General features: G+C 66.4%; 12 protein-coding genes. 7 read left to right on the top strand and 5 right to left on the bottom strand.

Annotation, left to right across the window (positions count from 1 at the left end; genetic code table 11):
* Positions 1-46 precede the first annotated feature (46 nt).
* From ACW7G6_RS10475 to ACW7G6_RS10465, 3 genes are all read left to right on the top strand, one after another.
* Entirely contained in the window at positions 47-610 is a 564-nt protein-coding gene (locus ACW7G6_RS10475) for a hypothetical protein (RefSeq protein ID WP_456978648.1), read from the top strand.
* Complete coding sequence (rlmKL, locus tag ACW7G6_RS10470) at positions 607-2,874, top strand: bifunctional 23S rRNA (guanine(2069)-N(7))-methyltransferase RlmK/23S rRNA (guanine(2445)-N(2))-methyltransferase RlmL (protein ID WP_456998206.1); 2,268 nt, start codon at positions 607-609, stop codon at positions 2,872-2,874. Before ACW7G6_RS10475 ends, rlmKL begins: the two co-directional genes overlap by 4 nt.
* A gap of 109 nt (positions 2,875-2,983) precedes the next feature.
* Positions 2,984-4,450 (top strand): amidohydrolase family protein, encoded by a 1,467-nt coding sequence (locus ACW7G6_RS10465; protein ID WP_456998205.1) that lies wholly within the window; start codon positions 2,984-2,986, stop codon positions 4,448-4,450.
* A 67-nt stretch (positions 4,451-4,517) separates the two neighbouring features.
* Here ACW7G6_RS10465 and aqpZ read toward each other — a convergent pair whose 3' ends face one another.
* The 4 genes from aqpZ to ACW7G6_RS10445 form a co-directional block, all read right to left on the bottom strand.
* Positions 4,518-5,255, bottom strand: coding sequence for an aquaporin Z (aqpZ, locus tag ACW7G6_RS10460; RefSeq protein ID WP_456978651.1), 738 nt, complete (start codon positions 5,253-5,255; stop codon positions 4,518-4,520).
* Positions 5,256-5,319: 64 nt separating this feature from the next.
* Positions 5,320-5,595 carry a hypothetical protein gene (locus ACW7G6_RS10455; RefSeq protein WP_456978652.1) on the bottom strand — a complete coding sequence of 92 codons (276 nt, stop codon included), beginning with the start codon at positions 5,593-5,595 and terminating at the stop codon, positions 5,320-5,322.
* 335 nt (positions 5,596-5,930) lie between these two features.
* Positions 5,931-9,455, bottom strand: a complete 3,525-nt coding sequence (mfd, locus tag ACW7G6_RS10450) for a transcription-repair coupling factor (RefSeq protein WP_456978653.1) — start codon at positions 9,453-9,455, stop codon at positions 5,931-5,933.
* 84 nt (positions 9,456-9,539) lie between these two features.
* Positions 9,540-10,088 (bottom strand): GNAT family N-acetyltransferase, encoded by a 549-nt coding sequence (locus ACW7G6_RS10445; protein WP_456978654.1) that lies wholly within the window; start codon positions 10,086-10,088, stop codon positions 9,540-9,542.
* Positions 10,089-10,237: 149 nt separating this feature from the next.
* Between ACW7G6_RS10445 and ACW7G6_RS10440 the strand changes: the two genes are divergently transcribed.
* Positions 10,238-11,158 (top strand): cation diffusion facilitator family transporter, encoded by a 921-nt coding sequence (locus tag ACW7G6_RS10440; RefSeq protein WP_456998204.1) that lies wholly within the window; start codon positions 10,238-10,240, stop codon positions 11,156-11,158.
* Positions 11,159-11,190: 32 nt separating this feature from the next.
* On the opposite strand, the gene ACW7G6_RS10435 is transcribed toward ACW7G6_RS10440, so the two are convergent.
* Positions 11,191-12,048, bottom strand: a complete 858-nt coding sequence (locus ACW7G6_RS10435) for a 23S rRNA (adenine(2030)-N(6))-methyltransferase RlmJ (RefSeq protein ID WP_456998203.1) — start codon at positions 12,046-12,048, stop codon at positions 11,191-11,193.
* Positions 12,049-12,131: 83 nt separating this feature from the next.
* On the opposite strand from ACW7G6_RS10435, the gene creB reads away from it, so the two are divergent.
* The 3 genes from creB (at position 12,132) to creD (ending at position 15,752) form a co-directional block, all read left to right on the top strand.
* A complete protein-coding gene (gene creB / locus ACW7G6_RS10430) occupies positions 12,132-12,806 on the top strand; it encodes a two-component system response regulator CreB (protein WP_456998202.1) in 675 nt (224 codons plus the stop codon).
* A 46-nt stretch (positions 12,807-12,852) separates the two neighbouring features.
* The gene (gene creC, locus ACW7G6_RS10425; protein WP_456998201.1) at positions 12,853-14,280 is read left to right on the top strand and encodes a two-component system sensor histidine kinase CreC; all 1,428 of its coding nucleotides are present in this window, start codon (positions 12,853-12,855) and stop codon (positions 14,278-14,280) included.
* An 86-nt stretch (positions 14,281-14,366) separates the two neighbouring features.
* Positions 14,367-15,752, top strand: a complete 1,386-nt coding sequence (gene creD / locus ACW7G6_RS10420) for a cell envelope integrity protein CreD (protein ID WP_456998200.1) — start codon at positions 14,367-14,369, stop codon at positions 15,750-15,752.
* Positions 15,753-15,773: the final 21 nt, after the last annotated feature.

Genomic DNA, 15,773 nt, shown 5'->3' with positions numbered 1-15,773 from the left:
CGTGATTTCCGCCGTGGCGGCGGCACTCTCACATCCGGACCCATCCATGCGCGGACATTGCATCCTTTCCCACGGCTTCGAGAGCGGCCCGGAGGCGACCAAGGTTGCCGCATTGGCGACGGTTGCCGGGCAGCGCGGCTGGTCGGTCGAGCGGCCGGACTATACCGACCTGGACGCCAGGCGCTCGGTCAGCGAGCTGGGTGATGTGCCGGGCAGGCTGCGGCGGCTGATCGACCTGGCGCGCAACGCGGCAACGCGTGGCCCTGTGGTGCTGGCCGGGTCCAGCCTGGGCGCCTATGTCTCCGGACTGGCATCGCTGCAGGTACCGGTGGTTGGATTGTTCCTGATGGCGCCGCCGATCCGGATGGGCGAGGCCAGTCCGATGGAGGCGGCCGATGTTCCCATAAGCATCATCCATGGCTGGGACGATGAGCTGATCCCCGCCACCGAAGTGGTCGATTGGGCCGCCGCCCGACGGGCACGGCTGTTGCTGGTCGAGGACAGCCATCGTTTGTCCGGGCATGTCGACGCCAGTGTCGCGGCATTCAGTACGCTGCTGGCCATGCTGGCACCGTCGTCATTGGCGTCAGCGCCGCAGGTGGTCCGATGAAGTTCTTCGCCAGTTGCGGCAAGGGCCTGGAGTACCTGCTGGCTGACGAGATGCTGGCGCTGGGCTGCAGCCACGCCACTGCGACCATGGCGGGCGTGAACGTCCAGGGCACGGCGCTGGACGCCCAACGCGCGGTGCTGTGGTCCCGCCTGGCCAGTCGCGTGCTGTGGCCCATCACCGAGTTTGAATGTGGCGATGAGCAAGCCCTGTATGCCGGCGTGGCGGAAATCGCGTGGACGGAGCACCTGCATGACGGCGATACCATCGCGGTGGATGCGCATGTCTCGGGCACCGGCCTGACCCACGCGCGCTTCGCCGCGCAGCGGGTCAAGGACGCGGTGGTGGACGTGATGCGCGATGCCACCGGAGTGCGTCCGAGCGTCGATGTCGAGACCCCGGACCTGCGCGTGAACCTGGTGGTGCGCAAGGGTCGCGCGATTGTCTCGATCGATCTGGGCGGTGGTCCGTTGCACCGCCGTGGCTGGCGTCAGCACCAGAGCGAGGCGCCGCTGAAGGAGAACCTCGCGGCGGCAGTCTTGCTGCGCGGACACTGGCCACAGGTGTATGCCGATGGCGGCGGCTTGCTCGACCCGATGTGCGGCAGTGGCACGCTGTTGATCGAGGGCGCGCTGATGGCGGCCGACGTGGCGCCGGGGCTGTTGCGCCATGGCGGTTTCGTGCCCACGCGCTGGAAGGAGTTCGATGCGGAGCAGTGGCGCGAGCTGACCGATGACGCGCGTCGACGCGAGGCTGCCGGCCGTGCCGCGTTGCGGCCGGTGTTCTTCGGTCGCGACAACGACCCGCAGGCGATCCACGCCGCGCAGGACAATGAGGTGCTGGCGGGACTGGCCGGAGTGATCCGTTGGGAAGACGCGGGCATCGAAGGGCTGCGCCTGGGTTCGATTCCCCTGGTCCGGCAGTCCCATGGCGATGCCGCTTCGGAGCCGTCCGAACCGCCAGTCGAGGTGCCGGGGCCATCGCCGAGCGAAGTCGGGCCCTGGTCGCGAGCGACGCAGAAGCCGCGCCCGCCGGGCGGCCTGGTCGTGTGCAATCCGCCCTACGACCTGCGTCTGGCGGCCGATCCCGCGCTGTACCGCGCGCTGGGCGACGCGCTCAAGCGCGCGGTGCCGGACTGGCGCGCCAGCCTGTTGTGCGGCGATGCCGAACTCGCCCATGCCACCGGCCTGCGGGCGCTGAAGAAGTACCAGCTGTTCAATGGCGCGATTGAATGCACCTTGATTACCGTGGATCCGGTTGCCCCGCCGCAGCGCGAGCAAAAGCCCGGCGAGCCGGCGCCGGCGTTGAGTGATGGCGCCCAGATGGTAGCCAACCGCCTGCGCAAAAACCTGCGCAAGCTCAAGGCCTGGCGCCAGCGCGAAGGCGTGACCTGCTTCCGTGCCTACGACGCCGACCTGCCCGAGTATTCCGCTGCGATCGACGTGTACCAGACCGATGAAGCCGCGCCGCGGACCTTCCTGCACGTACAGGAATACGCCGCGCCGGACGACATCCCCGAGCCGGTGCAGCGGCGCCGCTTGAACGAGTTGCTGGCTGCGGCGCGCGAGGTGTTCGCGGTGCCGCACGAGCAGGTCGCGCTGAAGACGCGCGCACGCGGCAAGGGCGGCTCCAAATACGGCCGATTCGACCAGCGGGGCGAGTTCATCAGCGTGCGTGAGGGTGACGCCCGCTTGCGGGTGAATCTGTTCGATTATCTCGACACTGGCTTGTTCCTGGACCACCGGCCGCTGCGCCGTCGGATCGGGGACGAGGCAGAAGACACGCGCTTCCTGAATCTGTTTGGCTACACCGGCGCGGCCACCATCCAGGCCGCCGTCGGGCGCGCCCGGCAGACAACCACCGTTGACCTGTCGCCGACCTATCTGCAGTGGTGCGCGGACAACCTTGCCGAGAACGGTTTTGGCGGGACCCGGCACCGGCTGGTGCAGGCCGATGCAGTGTCATGGCTGGAGACGGAGCAGGCCGAGTACGACCTGATCTTCTGCGACCCGCCGACGTTCTCGAACTCCAAGCGTGCGGACGATTTCGATATCCAGGCCAGCCACGTGCGCCTGTTGCGTGCGGCGGTTGCGCGGTTGTCGCGTGACGGTGTCTTGTATTTTTCCAACAATTTCCGCCGTTTCAAACTGGACGAGGCAGCCGTGGCGGAGTTCGCGACGTGTGAGGAGATCAGCGCCGAAACAATTCCGCCCGACTTTGCCCGTCACGCACGCATCCATCGCTGCTGGAAGTTGTCGCGGGGATAAGTCCGAGGCTATTTTCATGTGAACATCGGCAGGAGTTTCTGAGTCCTGGACACCCAATTCCAGCCCCTCGTCCAGCGCCGTGTTGTCCGGCGTGTATCTGGCGGCAGGCGTGACTACGGTCAACGACTTCCATCAGGCACCGGAGTCCTATGCACCCCGCCGGGAGTGGCTGGCAACGATGGTTGCCCCACATGTCAATTTTGCCGCGCGCATGAGCACGCCGCTTGGTCACGGCGCCGACTGGGCCGATCCCGCCACCACGCGCTGGGTCAACTCGCCCGAGGCGGCACGCAACGCGGTGCGTGCGCTGGTGCCGTATCGCCCGGACCTGATCAAGGTCTTCACCGACGGCTGGCGCTACGGCCACATGCCGGACAACACCAGCATGGATCCGTGGACCCTGGCCGCGCTGGTTGAGGAGGCGCATGCCAACGGGCTCAAGGTCGCTACCCATACCGTCACCGCCGAGCGCGCCGGATTTGCCGGCGATGCCAAGGTCGACCTGATCGCGCACAGCATCCAGGACCGCGTGTTGGATGCCGATACCATTGCCAGGCTCAAGGCTGGCGACACCTATTACGCTCCGACCCTGACGGTGTACGAGCCGATCAGGATGGGGCAAACCGCGCCCGTCGATCCCCAGGATCCGAAGCTGCTCGGTCGCCAGCGCAACTTCATCACCGCGATGGAAAACGTACGCCTGCTGCACGAGGCTGGTGTACCCGTCGCACTGGGCACCGATGCCGGCATGCCTGGCACGCCACACGGCGCGGCCACCCTGCGCGAACTCGAGCTGCTGGTGCAGGCGGGCCTGACCCCGACGGAGGCGTTGCTGGCCGGAACCGCCGTCAGCGCTGCAGCCATGGGGCTGCAGAACGACCGTGGCCGGATTGCCAAGGGCCAGCGCGCCGATCTGTTGCTGGTCGATGGCAAGCCGTGGCAGGACATTGCGGACATCAAGCGGCTCAGCCATGTCTGGCTGAATGGCCAGCTGGTGCATGGCCCTGGCGTGCAAGTGCCGGCGAGCAACTCGCGGCTCTACCCGGAGTCGACAGCGATCGGGCCGCTGGTGGACGACTTCGAGCGCGCCGACCAGCGCACGGCGCTGGACACGCTGCGCACCGACGACAACGACGGTGGCAACGACCGCACGTGGCAGCTGACGCGGGTGGTGCCACGCGCGGATGGCGGCCACGCGCTGCGGACGATGGCGCGCATGTCCAGCAAGGATCGCGCGTATGCCTCCGTAGTGGTGCCGCTGAGCCGTGGATCGGTGCGTCCGGTGGATCTGCGTGACTTCCGTGGGGTGCGTTTCGACATTCGCGGCGAAGACGGCAGCCATGCGCTGATGGTGAAAGGCCTGGAAGGCGGACGCTGGAAAGCCGATATCCCCGTGCAGCCCCAATGGCAGAAGGTCACAGTCGATTTCAGCCAGCTCCAGTACGCGCCCTATCGGGTGGTTGAGGGCGAATCCAGGCCATGGGCAGGTGACGACGTCACCGACCTGCAGTTCATCGTCAACGGGGAAGGTGCCCGCATGCCGTGGTTCGAACTGGACAACGTGCAGTTCTATTGAGCCCCCGCCACTGGCGACTGGTACGGGCCTGGCCGGGGGTCGTGTCGACGGTGCTGTCGATTGCCTGTCAGGGGTTGCCGACCACTTCCGTCCGGTCATTGCCGAGCCAGCGGTAGATCACGCCACCGAGCAGGCCGCCGAGCAACGGCGCCAGCCAGAACAGCCAGAGCTGGCCGATCGCGCCAGAACCGGCGAACAGGGCCACGCCGGTCGAGCGTGCCGGGTTCACCGAGGTATTGGTGACTGGAATGCTGATCAGGTGGATCAACGTCAACGCCAGGCCAATCGCGATGCCAGCGAAGCCCACCGGCGCGCGGCCGTGGGTCGCTCCCATGATCACGATCAGGAAAAATGCGGTAAGGACCACCTCGCACAGGAAGGCTGCGGCAATGGAGTAGCCACCGGGGGACAGCGCGCCGTAGCCATTGCTGGCGAATGTACCGGCCGCGCTCGGGTCGATGCTGAAACCGCTGGCACCACTGGCGATCTGCAGCAGTATCCAGCCGGCCGCGATTGCGCCCACCACCTGTGCCGCGATGTAGGGCACCACGTCCTTGATCGGGAATCGGTCGCCGGCCCACAGGCCCAGCGTGACGGCCGGGTTGAAGTGACCACCCGACACGTGGCCGAACGCGTACACACCAGTGAGCACGGTCAAGCCGAATGCCAGCGCCACACCGAGATAGCCGATGCCGAACTGGTAACCATCGGCACCAACCACATGCGCCGCCAGTACCGCGCTTCCACATCCACCAAAAACCAGCCAGAACGTGCCAAGTAATTCGGCGGCGAGTCGTCGAGTCATCATGCTTCCCTCAGGTGTTTAACAGGCCATGGCCGGCCGCGATCTGAAGCCCGTGATCGAACCGCTACTGCTCCGCGGCGATAGTGTCGATTGGCCTGGGCGAGAAGTCCAACGCACGCGTCAGCTGAAACATCTTGTCGAGCTGTTCGCCGGGCCCGGCCTGCAGCCAGATGTGGGCGGAGCGACCGTCATTGAGTTCGACCAGCGTCTCGCGTGCCTCGACATCGGGTTGGCCGACCAGTTCGGCGCGATACCAGTGGATCTCCTGGCCGTTGATGACATCGACCTCCTCGCGGTTGCGACGTTTGGGATCGAACGCCGCATCGTTGGAAATGTACATTCCGAATGCTTCAGAACCGTCACTGCGCAACGCCCGGCAGAAGTCCGACGCATCCATTCCGCGATGCTCCCAGGTCAGGTCCGTATCACCGGGCAACTGTGGGCATGACTCCGGATCCTGCGCTTGCGCCGCGCCGGCCGCAAAAAGTAGCAAAGACAAGCAAAACATGCGCCTGGCCATTTGGTGTCCCCCCTGATCTTGCGGCGATGTGCCGCAATTGATTCCACAGCCCGGTATTCATGGGCTGGCAGCTCGACCCTAAAGCAGAAACGAAGCGTTGACAAACCTTTTGAGTGGGTGCATGAACGCCGGGCCGCCACGTGGATCGGGATTCATCACGGGCGCAGTGCAATCAGCAAACCGCGCGCGCTGGCGAGCCGAGCACCGGCATCGGGCAGGTCCAGGGTCAGCCGCAGCTTGTCCGGGCCGTCCATGCGGTACAGCTTCGATTGGCCCTGGATCAGCTTGATGATCGCCATCGGGTCGACATTGGGCTTGTCGATGAATTGAATGCGGCCGCCGTTTTCGCCAATGTCCAGCTTGCTGATGCCCAGCTCGGTCGCCTGCAGCTTCAGCGCGGCGATCGCAAACAGATGCTTGGTCGGAGTGGGCAACAAGCCGAAGCGGTCAATCATCTCGACCTGCAATTCGCGCAGCTGCTCGTCGTCGCGCGCTCCAGCGATGCGTTTGTAAAGGGTCAGGCGGGTGTGCACGTCGGGCAGGTAGTCGTCCGGGATCAGGGCCGGGACGTGCAGTTCCACGTCGGCGCCACGGTCGTGCGTGCCATCGATGTCGGGCAGCTTGCCCTGGCGGATGCTGCGCACCGCGCGCTCCAGCAACTCGGTGTAGAGACTGAAGCCGATCTCGGCCATCTGCCCGCTCTGGTCCTCGCCCAGCAGCTCGCCGGCGCCGCGGATTTCCAGGTCGTGGGTCGCCAGGGTGAAGCCGGCGCCCAGCTCGTCCATCGCCGCGATCGCGTCCAGCCGCTTCTTCGCGTCGGCGCTGATCGAACGCTGGTCGGGAACCACCAGGTAGGCATAGGCGCGGTGATGGGAACGTCCGACCCGGCCACGCAGCTGGTGCAGCTGCGCCAGGCCGAATTTGTCGGCGCGGTTCATGATGATGGTGTTGGCATTGGGGATGTCGATGCCGGACTCGATGATCGTCGTGCACAGCAACACGTTGAAGCGCTGCTTGTGGAAGTCGAGCATCACCCGCTCCAGCTCACGCTCGGGCATCTGTCCATGGGCGATGCCGATGCGCGCCTCGGGCACCAGCGCCTCGAGCTCGCGCTGCATGCGGCCGATGCTTTCCACGTCGTTGTGCAGGAAGTAGACCTGCCCGCCGCGCGATATCTCGCGCTGGAACGCCTCGCGCAGCTGGCTGTCGTCCCACGGCACCACGAAGGTCTGCACCGCCATCCGGTGCGCCGGCGCCGTTGCAATAATCGACAGGTCGCGCAGCCCGGCCATCGCCATGTTGAGCGTGCGCGGGATCGGAGTGGCGGTCAGGGTCAGCAGGTGGACGTTCGCGCGCATCGCCTTCAACGCTTCCTTCTGGCGCACGCCGAAGCGCTGCTCCTCATCGACGATCACCAGCCCCAGGTCTTTGAAGTGCACGTCCTTCTGCAGCAGCCGGTGGGTGCCGATGACGACGTCGATCGTTCCGTCGGCGGCCTTCTCCAGTTCGGCCTTGATCTGCTTGGTCGACTTGAAGCGCGACAGCACCTCGACCTTCAACGGCCAGTCGGCGAAGCGATCGCGCATGGTGTTGTAGTGCTGCTCGGCCAGCAGGGTGGTCGGCACCAGGACCGCGACCTGCTTGCCCGCAGCCGCGGCGGCGAACGCGGCGCGTACCGCGACTTCGGTCTTGCCGAAGCCGACGTCGCCGCAGACCACCCGGTCCATCGGCTGGCTGGATTGCAGGTCGCGCAGCACCGCCTCGATCGCCGCATGCTGATCGGGGGTTTCCTCGAACGGGAACGCGGCCGCGAATGGCTCGTACATCGCCCGGTCCAGGTCGATCGCCAGCCCCGCGCGCGCTTGGCGCCTGGCCTGGATTTCCAGCAACTCGGCGGCGACATCGCGGACTTTTTCCTGCGCCTTCTTCTTCGCCTTGCTCCACTGCTCGCCACCGAGTGAATGCAGCGGCGCGGTCTCCACCGACGCGCCGGAATACCGGTTGATCAGGTGCAACTGGCCGACCGGCACGTACAGGCGGTCGCCCTTGGCGTACTCGATTTCCAGGTATTCGTTCTTCTCGCCGCCGGCCTCCAGCGTGACCAGGCCGCGATAACGACCGACACCGTGGTCCTCGTGGACGATCGGCGCGCCCTCGGACAACTCGCCCAGGTCGCGGACGATGGCTTCGGGTTCGCGCCCGGCGCGCTTGCGCCGGCGTGGCTGGCTGGCGCGTTCGGGAAACAGCTGGCGCTCGGTGAGGACCGCCAGCGCCGGCTCGGTCAGGGCGAAGCCGTCGTCCAGTGGCGCGACCGCAATGGCGAAACGTGACAGTTCGCTTTGTTCCGCCAGCGGCAGCAGCCCGGCGAAGCTGGACCAGTCCGGCAGCACGTCCGGCTGCAGGCCAGCTGCCTGCAGGATCTCCAACAAGGCCTCGCGCCGCCCGGGTGAATCCGCCGCGACCAGCACCCGTCCGGGATAACTGCCCAGAAACGATTTCAACTCGCCGGCCGGAACCTGGTCGCGCGCGGCAACCGGCAGCGCGGGCGCCGGTTGACTGGCCAGTGCCTGCGCGCGTTCGCGTTGCGGATGGCCTTCGCCGCAGACCTCGATGCGCACGCCCTGGTTGAGGCGTTCGCGCAGCGCGTCCGGCGACAGGTACAAGGCATCCGGCGCCAGTAGCGGGCGTTCCAGGTCGTGGCGGCGCTGCTCGTAGCGTTCCCCGGTGTGGCGCCAGAACACCTCGGCGGCCTCGGCGGCACCTTCACCGAGCAGCGGCAGGGTGTTCTCGGCGAGATAATCGAACAGCGTCGCGGTCTGCTCGAAGAACAGCGGCAGGTAGTACTCGATGCCCGACGGCGCGGTCCCGGCTTTCAGGTCCTGGTAGAGCGCGCTGCGCCGCGTGTCCAGGTCGAAACGCTCGCGCAATGCGTCCAGTGCGTGCTTCAGCGATGCCTCGTCCAGTGGCAACTCGCGGCCCGGCAACAGATGCACTGTGTCGATCTTGTCGAACGAGCGCTGGGTCTCCGGATCGAAGCCGCGGATGGTGTCGATCTCGTCGTCCAGCAGCTCGACCCGGAATGGCTGGTCCGCGCCCATCGGATAAACGTCCAGCAGGCCACCGCGCACGGCGAAATCGCCCGGGTCGAGCACTTGCGGCACGTGCCGGTAGCCGGCCGATTCCAGTCGGCGTTTTTCTGCTTCCAGATCCAGTCGTTGACCGACCTGCACATCGAAGCTGCCACCGACCACGTGGCGTAGTGGCGCCAGGCGTTGCAGCAAGGTCTGGACCGGCACCACCACGATGCCGCGCTGCAGTTTCGGCAGCCGGTTCAACGTCGCCAAACGTTGGCTGACGATTTCCGGGTGCGGGCTGAAGTGGTCGTAGGGCAGGGTTTCCCAGTCGGGAAAATGGAGTACCGGAAGCGGCGGTGCTGCCTTGTCGGTGGCCGCGTCATCGCGCGGACCCGAAGCGGGAACCCCCAACAGCGTGCGCAGGTCCGATTCCAGCTGTAGCGCGGCATGATTATCGCGCGCGACAACCAGCAGCGGACCGTCGTGAGCCGTTGCGGCGCAGGCGATGTGGAAGGCGAGGGCCGAGGGCGAGACCGGCGCGCGCCACCAGGCGCGCTGCTGGCCTGCCTTGGGCAGCGGCGGGGCAGGAAATATGGGGAAGGGCATCAGGTGCAGGATTTTAGCCGATCACGCCGTTGCCGGGCATAACCCGGGGCCGACGACCGACGACACGCGCTCAATCGTTGCCCGTCAACCCTTGGCGACCGGCTTGAGGTCCAGCGTCACCCGTACCAACCCGTCTTGCTGGGATTCGCGGGTAAAACCAAGTGACTGGGCCAACGACAGCATCGGCAGGTTGTGCTCGAACACATCGCCGTAGATGCGCTCCAGCTGCTTGCTTCGGGCCCACTTCACCAGTCGGGTCATCAGGTACCGGCCCAGGCCCATCCCGGCGATGTAGCGGCTGACAAGTATTGCGAATTCCGCGTCACGGCCGTTGGGATCAATGAATATCCGTGCCACGGCGCCGACCAGCGCCTCCCCGGGCGGCAGTGGCTCGGCGGCCACCAGGGCGAATTCTGTCTTGGGGTTCAGCCGGGTGAAGCGCTCGATCGTCTCTGGCGACATCCCCCGTACCGAATGCAGGAACCGCTGCCGCACCTCTTCGGGTTGCAACAACGAGAAGCCCGCGCGCAAAGGCTCCGCGTCCTCTGGACGGATCGGGCGGATCAGCAGTTCACGTCCGTTGGGCAGGCGCTGCCGCTCATGCCACGGAGGAAGTCTTTCTCGGGAGCTCATGCCGGGGATATTGCCATAGTCGGTGTAAACATTTGCTTCACCCGGAAATCACGCCAACCCCACGTTTGCCAGCGCGTTCAGGCCTGTTGATCACGGGCATCATCATTGCCGATGCTAGAATTCCGCCGCTATTCATTGAGGATCGAACCATGGCCGGTGGCGGTGATTCAAACCGCGCGATCTATTTCGCGCTGGGTGCCAACTTCCTGATCGCGGTGGCCAAGGGTCTGGCCGCATTCTTCACCGGCTCCAGCGCGATGCTGGCTGAAACCGTGCACTCGCTGGCTGACTGCGGCAACCAGGGCTTGCTGCTGCTGGGGCTGAAGCAGGCGAAACGGCCGCCGTCGCCGGAGTACCCATTGGGCTATGGCCGGGCGATTTATTTCTGGTCGTTCCTGGTTGCAGTGATGTTGTTCACCGTTGGCGGGATGTTCTCGTTGTACGAGGGCATCCATAAGCTGCAGGCGCCTGCTGACCCGGGTGGCAGCAGCCTGTGGTGGGCGGTCGGCGTATTGACGTTCGGCATCATTGCCGAGGGCGTCTCGATGAAGGCCTGCCTGCAGGAGGTCAACAAGTCGCGTGGCCAGCGCAGCATCTGGCGCTGGTTCCGTGAGAGCCGCCAGGCAGAACTGGTGGTGATCTTCGGGGAGGATCTGGCGGCATTGCTGGGACTGACGTTCGCACTGGTTGCCGTAGTGGCGACCATGGTCACCGGCAATCCGCTGTGGGATGCGGTGGGCACGATCGGCATCGGTGCGCTGCTGATCATCGTGGCGGTCTTCGTCGCCATCGAGATCAAGGCGATGCTGATCGGACAAAGCGTAGACCCGGAACGCGAGCGTCAGATCCGGCAATTTCTGGACGGCCGCCCCGAACTCACCCGGGTGATCAGCTTGATCACGATGCAACTGGGCAACGAGGTGATGGTGTCGGTGCAGGCGCAGATGCGCGAGAGCGGCAGCGTCAACAACCTGGTGGCCGAGATCAACACGGTGGAGGTGGCGATGAAGCAGGCTTTCCCCGAGGTGCGCTGGAGCTTCTTCGAGCCGGACGTGCGTACCGGCGTTTGAGGGTGCATCCCGTCCCGGCCCCGTGGCGATGGCTAGCTGGCCTGCTTCAGCCATTGCACCCGCGATGATGAGCCGGCCTCGCCCAGTACCTGCTGCAGCAAGGGCATCACGGTGGCCAGGGTCTGGTCCAGTTGCCACGGCGGGTTGAGCAGCAACATCCCGCTGCCGTTCATTCGCAGCGGGGAATCGTCCGGGTGCACCATCAGTTCGGCCAGTAGCGATGACTTCACCGGCAGCGCGGTGGCGCGGCGGAAGAACTGGTTCAGCGAGCGACGCAGCTTGACCGGATACCAGACCGCGTAGCTGGCATGCGGCCAGCGCACCAGCGCCTCGCGCACCGCGCCGATGATGTGGTCGAACTCCTGCAGCTGGGCCTCGTAGGGCGGGTCGATCAACACCAGTCCTCGGTTGAAACGCACCTCCCCGAACTTCGGCGGCAACAGCGCTTTCATGGCTTCGTAACCGTCGCGCGCATGCACCGCAACGCGTGGATCGGCGGCGAAGTTGGCCTTCAATTGCGCGGCTTCCTCGGGCAGCAGCTCGCAGGCCGCGATCCGGTCGCCCTCGCGCAGCGCGTGCGCCAGCAGCCACGGCGAGCCGGGATAGCTGGCATTGCCGTGTTCGCTGCGACAGGCCTTCACTGCGGCCAGGTAGCGAGTGATGACCGGGTGCCGCGGCGCTTCGGCGAGCAGCCGGCCGATGCCGCCCTCGGCCTCGCCGGTGCGCTGGGAGGAGTTGCTGTCGAGCGCGTACAGACCGCGCCCGGCATGGGTGTCGAGCGCAAACAGCGGGGCCGGCTTGGAGATCAGCGCGTCGCACAGCGCCAATACGGTGACGTGCTTGAAGACGTCGGCATGGTTGCCGGCGTGGAAGGCGTGGCGATAGTTCATCGCGACAGGATATCCCGGCGGCGGGGTGCGCGGCTGGCTTATCCTGTCGTGGCCGGCTCTTGCCGCCATCCCCGGTCCCGCCCATGCCCCGCATCCTCCTGGTTGAAGACGAGACCGCGATTGCCGAGACGCTGCAATATGCCTTGCGCGCCGAAGGTTTCGAGTCCGTGCACTGCCTGACCGGTGGCGAGGCGCTGCGGCTGGTGGCCGGGCAGACCTTCGATCTGGCCGTACTCGATATCGGCCTGCCCGACATCAGCGGTTTCGCCTTATGCCGCGAGCTGCGTCGCAACAGCTCGATGCCGGTGATCTTCCTGACCGCGCAGGGTGCCGAAGCCGACCGCATCCTCGGGCTGGAGATCGGTGCCGACGATTACGTGACCAAGCCGTTCTCGCCCCGCGAGCTGGTGGCGCGGGTGAGGGCGGTGCTGCGGCGTGGTCAGGCATCGATGCCGGACGAGTCGGTGACGGAGGCGTTCAACCACGACGCGGTGGGGAAGTGCATCCGGTTCCGCGGACACATGCTGGACTTGACCCGTTACGAATACGGCCTGCTGGCTGCGTTGTTGCAGCGGCCCGGGGCGATCTTGTCGCGGGCACAGTTGATGGACCGGGTCTGGGGCGATGCGCTGGAAAGCGGCGACCGCACGGTCGACACCCACATCAAGACGCTGCGGGCGAAACTGCGCGAGGTGGACCCGTCGGCCGATCCGATCCGCACCCATCGCGGGCTGGGTTACTCGCTGGAGGTCGCTTGACTGGGGTTAAGAGCTTGGGCCAGAGCGGCGCAATGAGGCGAAGGTCTTGAACATCGGGTTGCGGATCTTCCTCGGCTATTTCCTGATCGTCGCCCTGACCGGGCTGCTGGTGGTGCAGGTGTTCGTCCAGCAGGTCAAGCCGGGCGTGCGCCAGGCGATGGAGGACACCCTGGTGGATACCGCCAATGTCCTGGCCGAACTGGCGACCGACGACCTGCAGGCCGGGCATATCGCCGATGGGGCGTTCGCCCGGCGTGTGCGGGCGGTGGCCAAACGCGACTTCGGCGCCAGCATCTGGGGTTTCGACAAGCACCACGGCAGCTACCGGGTCTACGTCACCGACGCGCGCGGCGTGGTCGTGTTCGACAGCGACGGAGTGGCGCTGGGAGCGGACTACTCACGCTGGAATGATGTGCGCCGGACGCTGGACGGGCACTACGGTGCGCGCTCCAGCCGGAGTGATCCGGCCGACGAAAATTCCACCGTAATGCATGTCGCCGCCCCGATCCGCGACGCGGACGGCACCCTCATCGGCGTGCTGACCGTGGCCAAACCCAACAGTACCTTGATGCCGTTCATCGAGCGCGGGCAGGCCGTGGTGCTGGGGTGGGGCGCGGTGCTGCTGGGCGCAGCCCTGTTGATCGGCCTGACGGCCGCCGGGTGGTTGTCGCGCCAGCTTGCCGGGTTGCGGCGTTACGCCCATGCGGTCACCGCAGGCGAGCGCGCGATCCCGCCACGCGCAGCGGGCGAGTTCGGCGAACTGGGTGCCGCACTGGAAACCATGCGCGTCCGGCTCGAGGGCAAGCAGTATGTCGAGCACTACGTGCACAGCCTGACCCACGAGATGAAGGGGCCGCTGGCGGCGATCCTGGGCAGCGCGGAACTGTTGGAGGCGCCCATGCCCGACGCCGACCGCGCACGCTTTGCTGCCAGTATCCAGACTCAGGCCGACCGCTTGGCGCAGATGATCGACAAGCTGCTCGCCTTGGCCGAAGTGGAGCATCGGCAGCGGATCGAGCAACCCGAGCCGGTCGACATGGCACGACTGGCTGCTGATGTCGCCGGGCTTTGCGCGGCGCGCCTGCTTCGCGCGGCCGTCGAATTGCGGCTGGAGACGGCCGCGACGACGGTCAACGGCGATGCGTTCCTGCTTCGCCAGGCGCTGGTCAACCTGGTCGACAACGCGGTGGATTTCGCCCCGGCCGGCAGCGTGGTCGAGCTGCGTTTGCGGAGCGAGGGTCCCGAGGCCATCGTCGAGGTTGCCGACCGCGGCCCGGGCGTTCCCGACTATGCGGCGCAACGGGTGTTCGAGCGGTTCTATTCGTTGCCGCGCCCGGCAGGCGGCAGTCGCAGCAGTGGGCTGGGCTTGTGCTTCGTGGCGGAAGTGGCGGCCCTGCACGGCGGACGGGTCACCCTCGGCAACCGTGCCGGCGGTGGTGCGCTGGCAACATTGGTGCTGCCGGCGACCGGGTAACGCTTCACCCTCGCTTCACCGTGGCCCCATCGTCCGCACATGCGCGCCATCGATGCTTCCGTTGGTTGCCACGACGGGAGTGCGAAATGCGACTTTGGATGAAGATGGTGATGGTGCTGGGGATGACCCTGGCAATCCTGGTGCCGTTGACGATGGTGCGCGGGGTGGTCCACGAGCGACAGGAGTACCGGCGCCAGGCGGTGGCTGACATCGCCCGCAGTTACGCCGGCCAGCAGTCGTTCGCGGGGCCGGTGCTGGTGGTGCCGTATCGGCAGTTGGTCGAAGTCGAGGAGCCCGATGCGAACGGCGTGGTGCGAAGGGTGCGCCGGATGCAGGAGAGCCAGTGGACGTTTTTTCCCAGCACGCTGGTTGTCGACGGAGACCTCAAGCCGGGCATCCGCCGACGCGGGCTGCACGAGGTGCGGGTGTACGAGTGGCATGCGAGCGCGCAGGCTTCGTTCGACCTGGAAATCCCGGCTGACCCCGGCCCGGAGCACGCGCGACGGATCGGCCAGCCCTACCTGGGCTACGCGATCGGTGACGTGCGCGGACTGGTGGGTACCCCGGTGCTGAAGGTCGATGGCCGCATCGTGAGCCTGGAGCAGGGCCGGGGCTATCGTCGCGGCGAGGGCCTGCATGTGCGGCTGGGCGTGCCGGCATCGGGTGAGACACGCACCGTGAGCACCCGGCTGGACTTCGTGCTGGCCGGCACCGAACGGCTCGCGCTGGTCCCGTTGGGTCATCAGAACCGGTTCTCGCTGGGTTCGAGCTGGCCGCATCCGAGTTTCGAAGGCAGCTCGCCCCGCACCCGGACCATCGACGCCAGCGGCTTCCGGGCCGAGTGGGATATTCCTGGCCTGGCCAGCAACGCGCAACGAAGTTTCCTGGAAGGTATGGCGACCGACCGGGCGCGGGCCGGCGCCAGCGGCGTGGAGGATGGATCCGCCGGGGTGGAAAGTGTCGGCGTGTCGCTGGTTGACCCGGTCGATGTGTACGCCAAGACCGATCGCGCGACCAAGTACGGCCTGCTGTTCGTACTGCTGACCTTCATCGGGTTCTTCATTTTCGAGCTGACCCGGCAGTTGCCGATCCACCCGATCCAGTACGGCCTGGTCGGGCTCGCGCTGGCGATGTTCTTCCTGCTGCTGCTCAGCCTGAGCGAGCACTTCAGGTTTGGCTGGTCCTACCTGGGCGCCGGGGTCGCCTGTATCGGCCTGATCACGTTCTACCTCAGCGCGGTCCTGCGAAGCGTGCTGCGGGCGCTGGGCTTCGCCGTGATGCTGGCCACCCTGTATGCCGCGCTCTATGGATTGCTGGTGTCGGAAGACAACGCGCTGGTGCTGGGATCGGGTTTGCTGTTCGTGGTCCTGGCCGCGCTGATGACGATCACCCGCAAGGTGGACTGGTACCAGTTGGCCGGCCGTCCGTTGGCGCGTCCGCGGCCGTCCGGTCCGAGCTTGGGCGAGGGCTGACCCTCGTGACCGCCGGCGCCG

It is taken from the genome of Lysobacter sp. A421, from assembly GCF_054052145.1.
This window is presented reverse-complemented; position numbering and strand designations above follow the sequence as displayed.

Excerpts from the sequence above, each read along its gene's own strand:
- ACW7G6_RS10445 (WP_456978654.1), bottom strand. The coding sequence starts at position 10,088 with ATGAGCTCCCGAGAAAGACTTCCTCCGTGGCATGAGCGGCAGCGCCTG.
- creD (WP_456998200.1), top strand. The coding sequence starts at position 14,367 with ATGCGACTTTGGATGAAGATGGTGATGGTGCTGGGGATGACCCTGGCA.
- creB (WP_456998202.1), top strand. The coding sequence starts at position 12,132 with ATGCCCCGCATCCTCCTGGTTGAAGACGAGACCGCGATTGCCGAGACG.
- ACW7G6_RS10440 (WP_456998204.1), top strand. The coding sequence starts at position 10,238 with ATGGCCGGTGGCGGTGATTCAAACCGCGCGATCTATTTCGCGCTGGGT.
- ACW7G6_RS10455 (WP_456978652.1), bottom strand. The coding sequence starts at position 5,595 with ATGTACATTTCCAACGATGCGGCGTTCGATCCCAAACGTCGCAACCGC.
- mfd (WP_456978653.1), bottom strand. The coding sequence starts at position 9,455 with ATGCCCTTCCCCATATTTCCTGCCCCGCCGCTGCCCAAGGCAGGCCAG.
- rlmKL (WP_456998206.1), top strand. The coding sequence starts at position 607 with ATGAAGTTCTTCGCCAGTTGCGGCAAGGGCCTGGAGTACCTGCTGGCT.
- ACW7G6_RS10435 (WP_456998203.1), bottom strand. The coding sequence starts at position 12,048 with ATGAACTATCGCCACGCCTTCCACGCCGGCAACCATGCCGACGTCTTC.
- aqpZ (WP_456978651.1), bottom strand. The coding sequence starts at position 5,255 with ATGACTCGACGACTCGCCGCCGAATTACTTGGCACGTTCTGGCTGGTT.
- ACW7G6_RS10475 (WP_456978648.1), top strand. The coding sequence starts at position 47 with ATGCGCGGACATTGCATCCTTTCCCACGGCTTCGAGAGCGGCCCGGAG.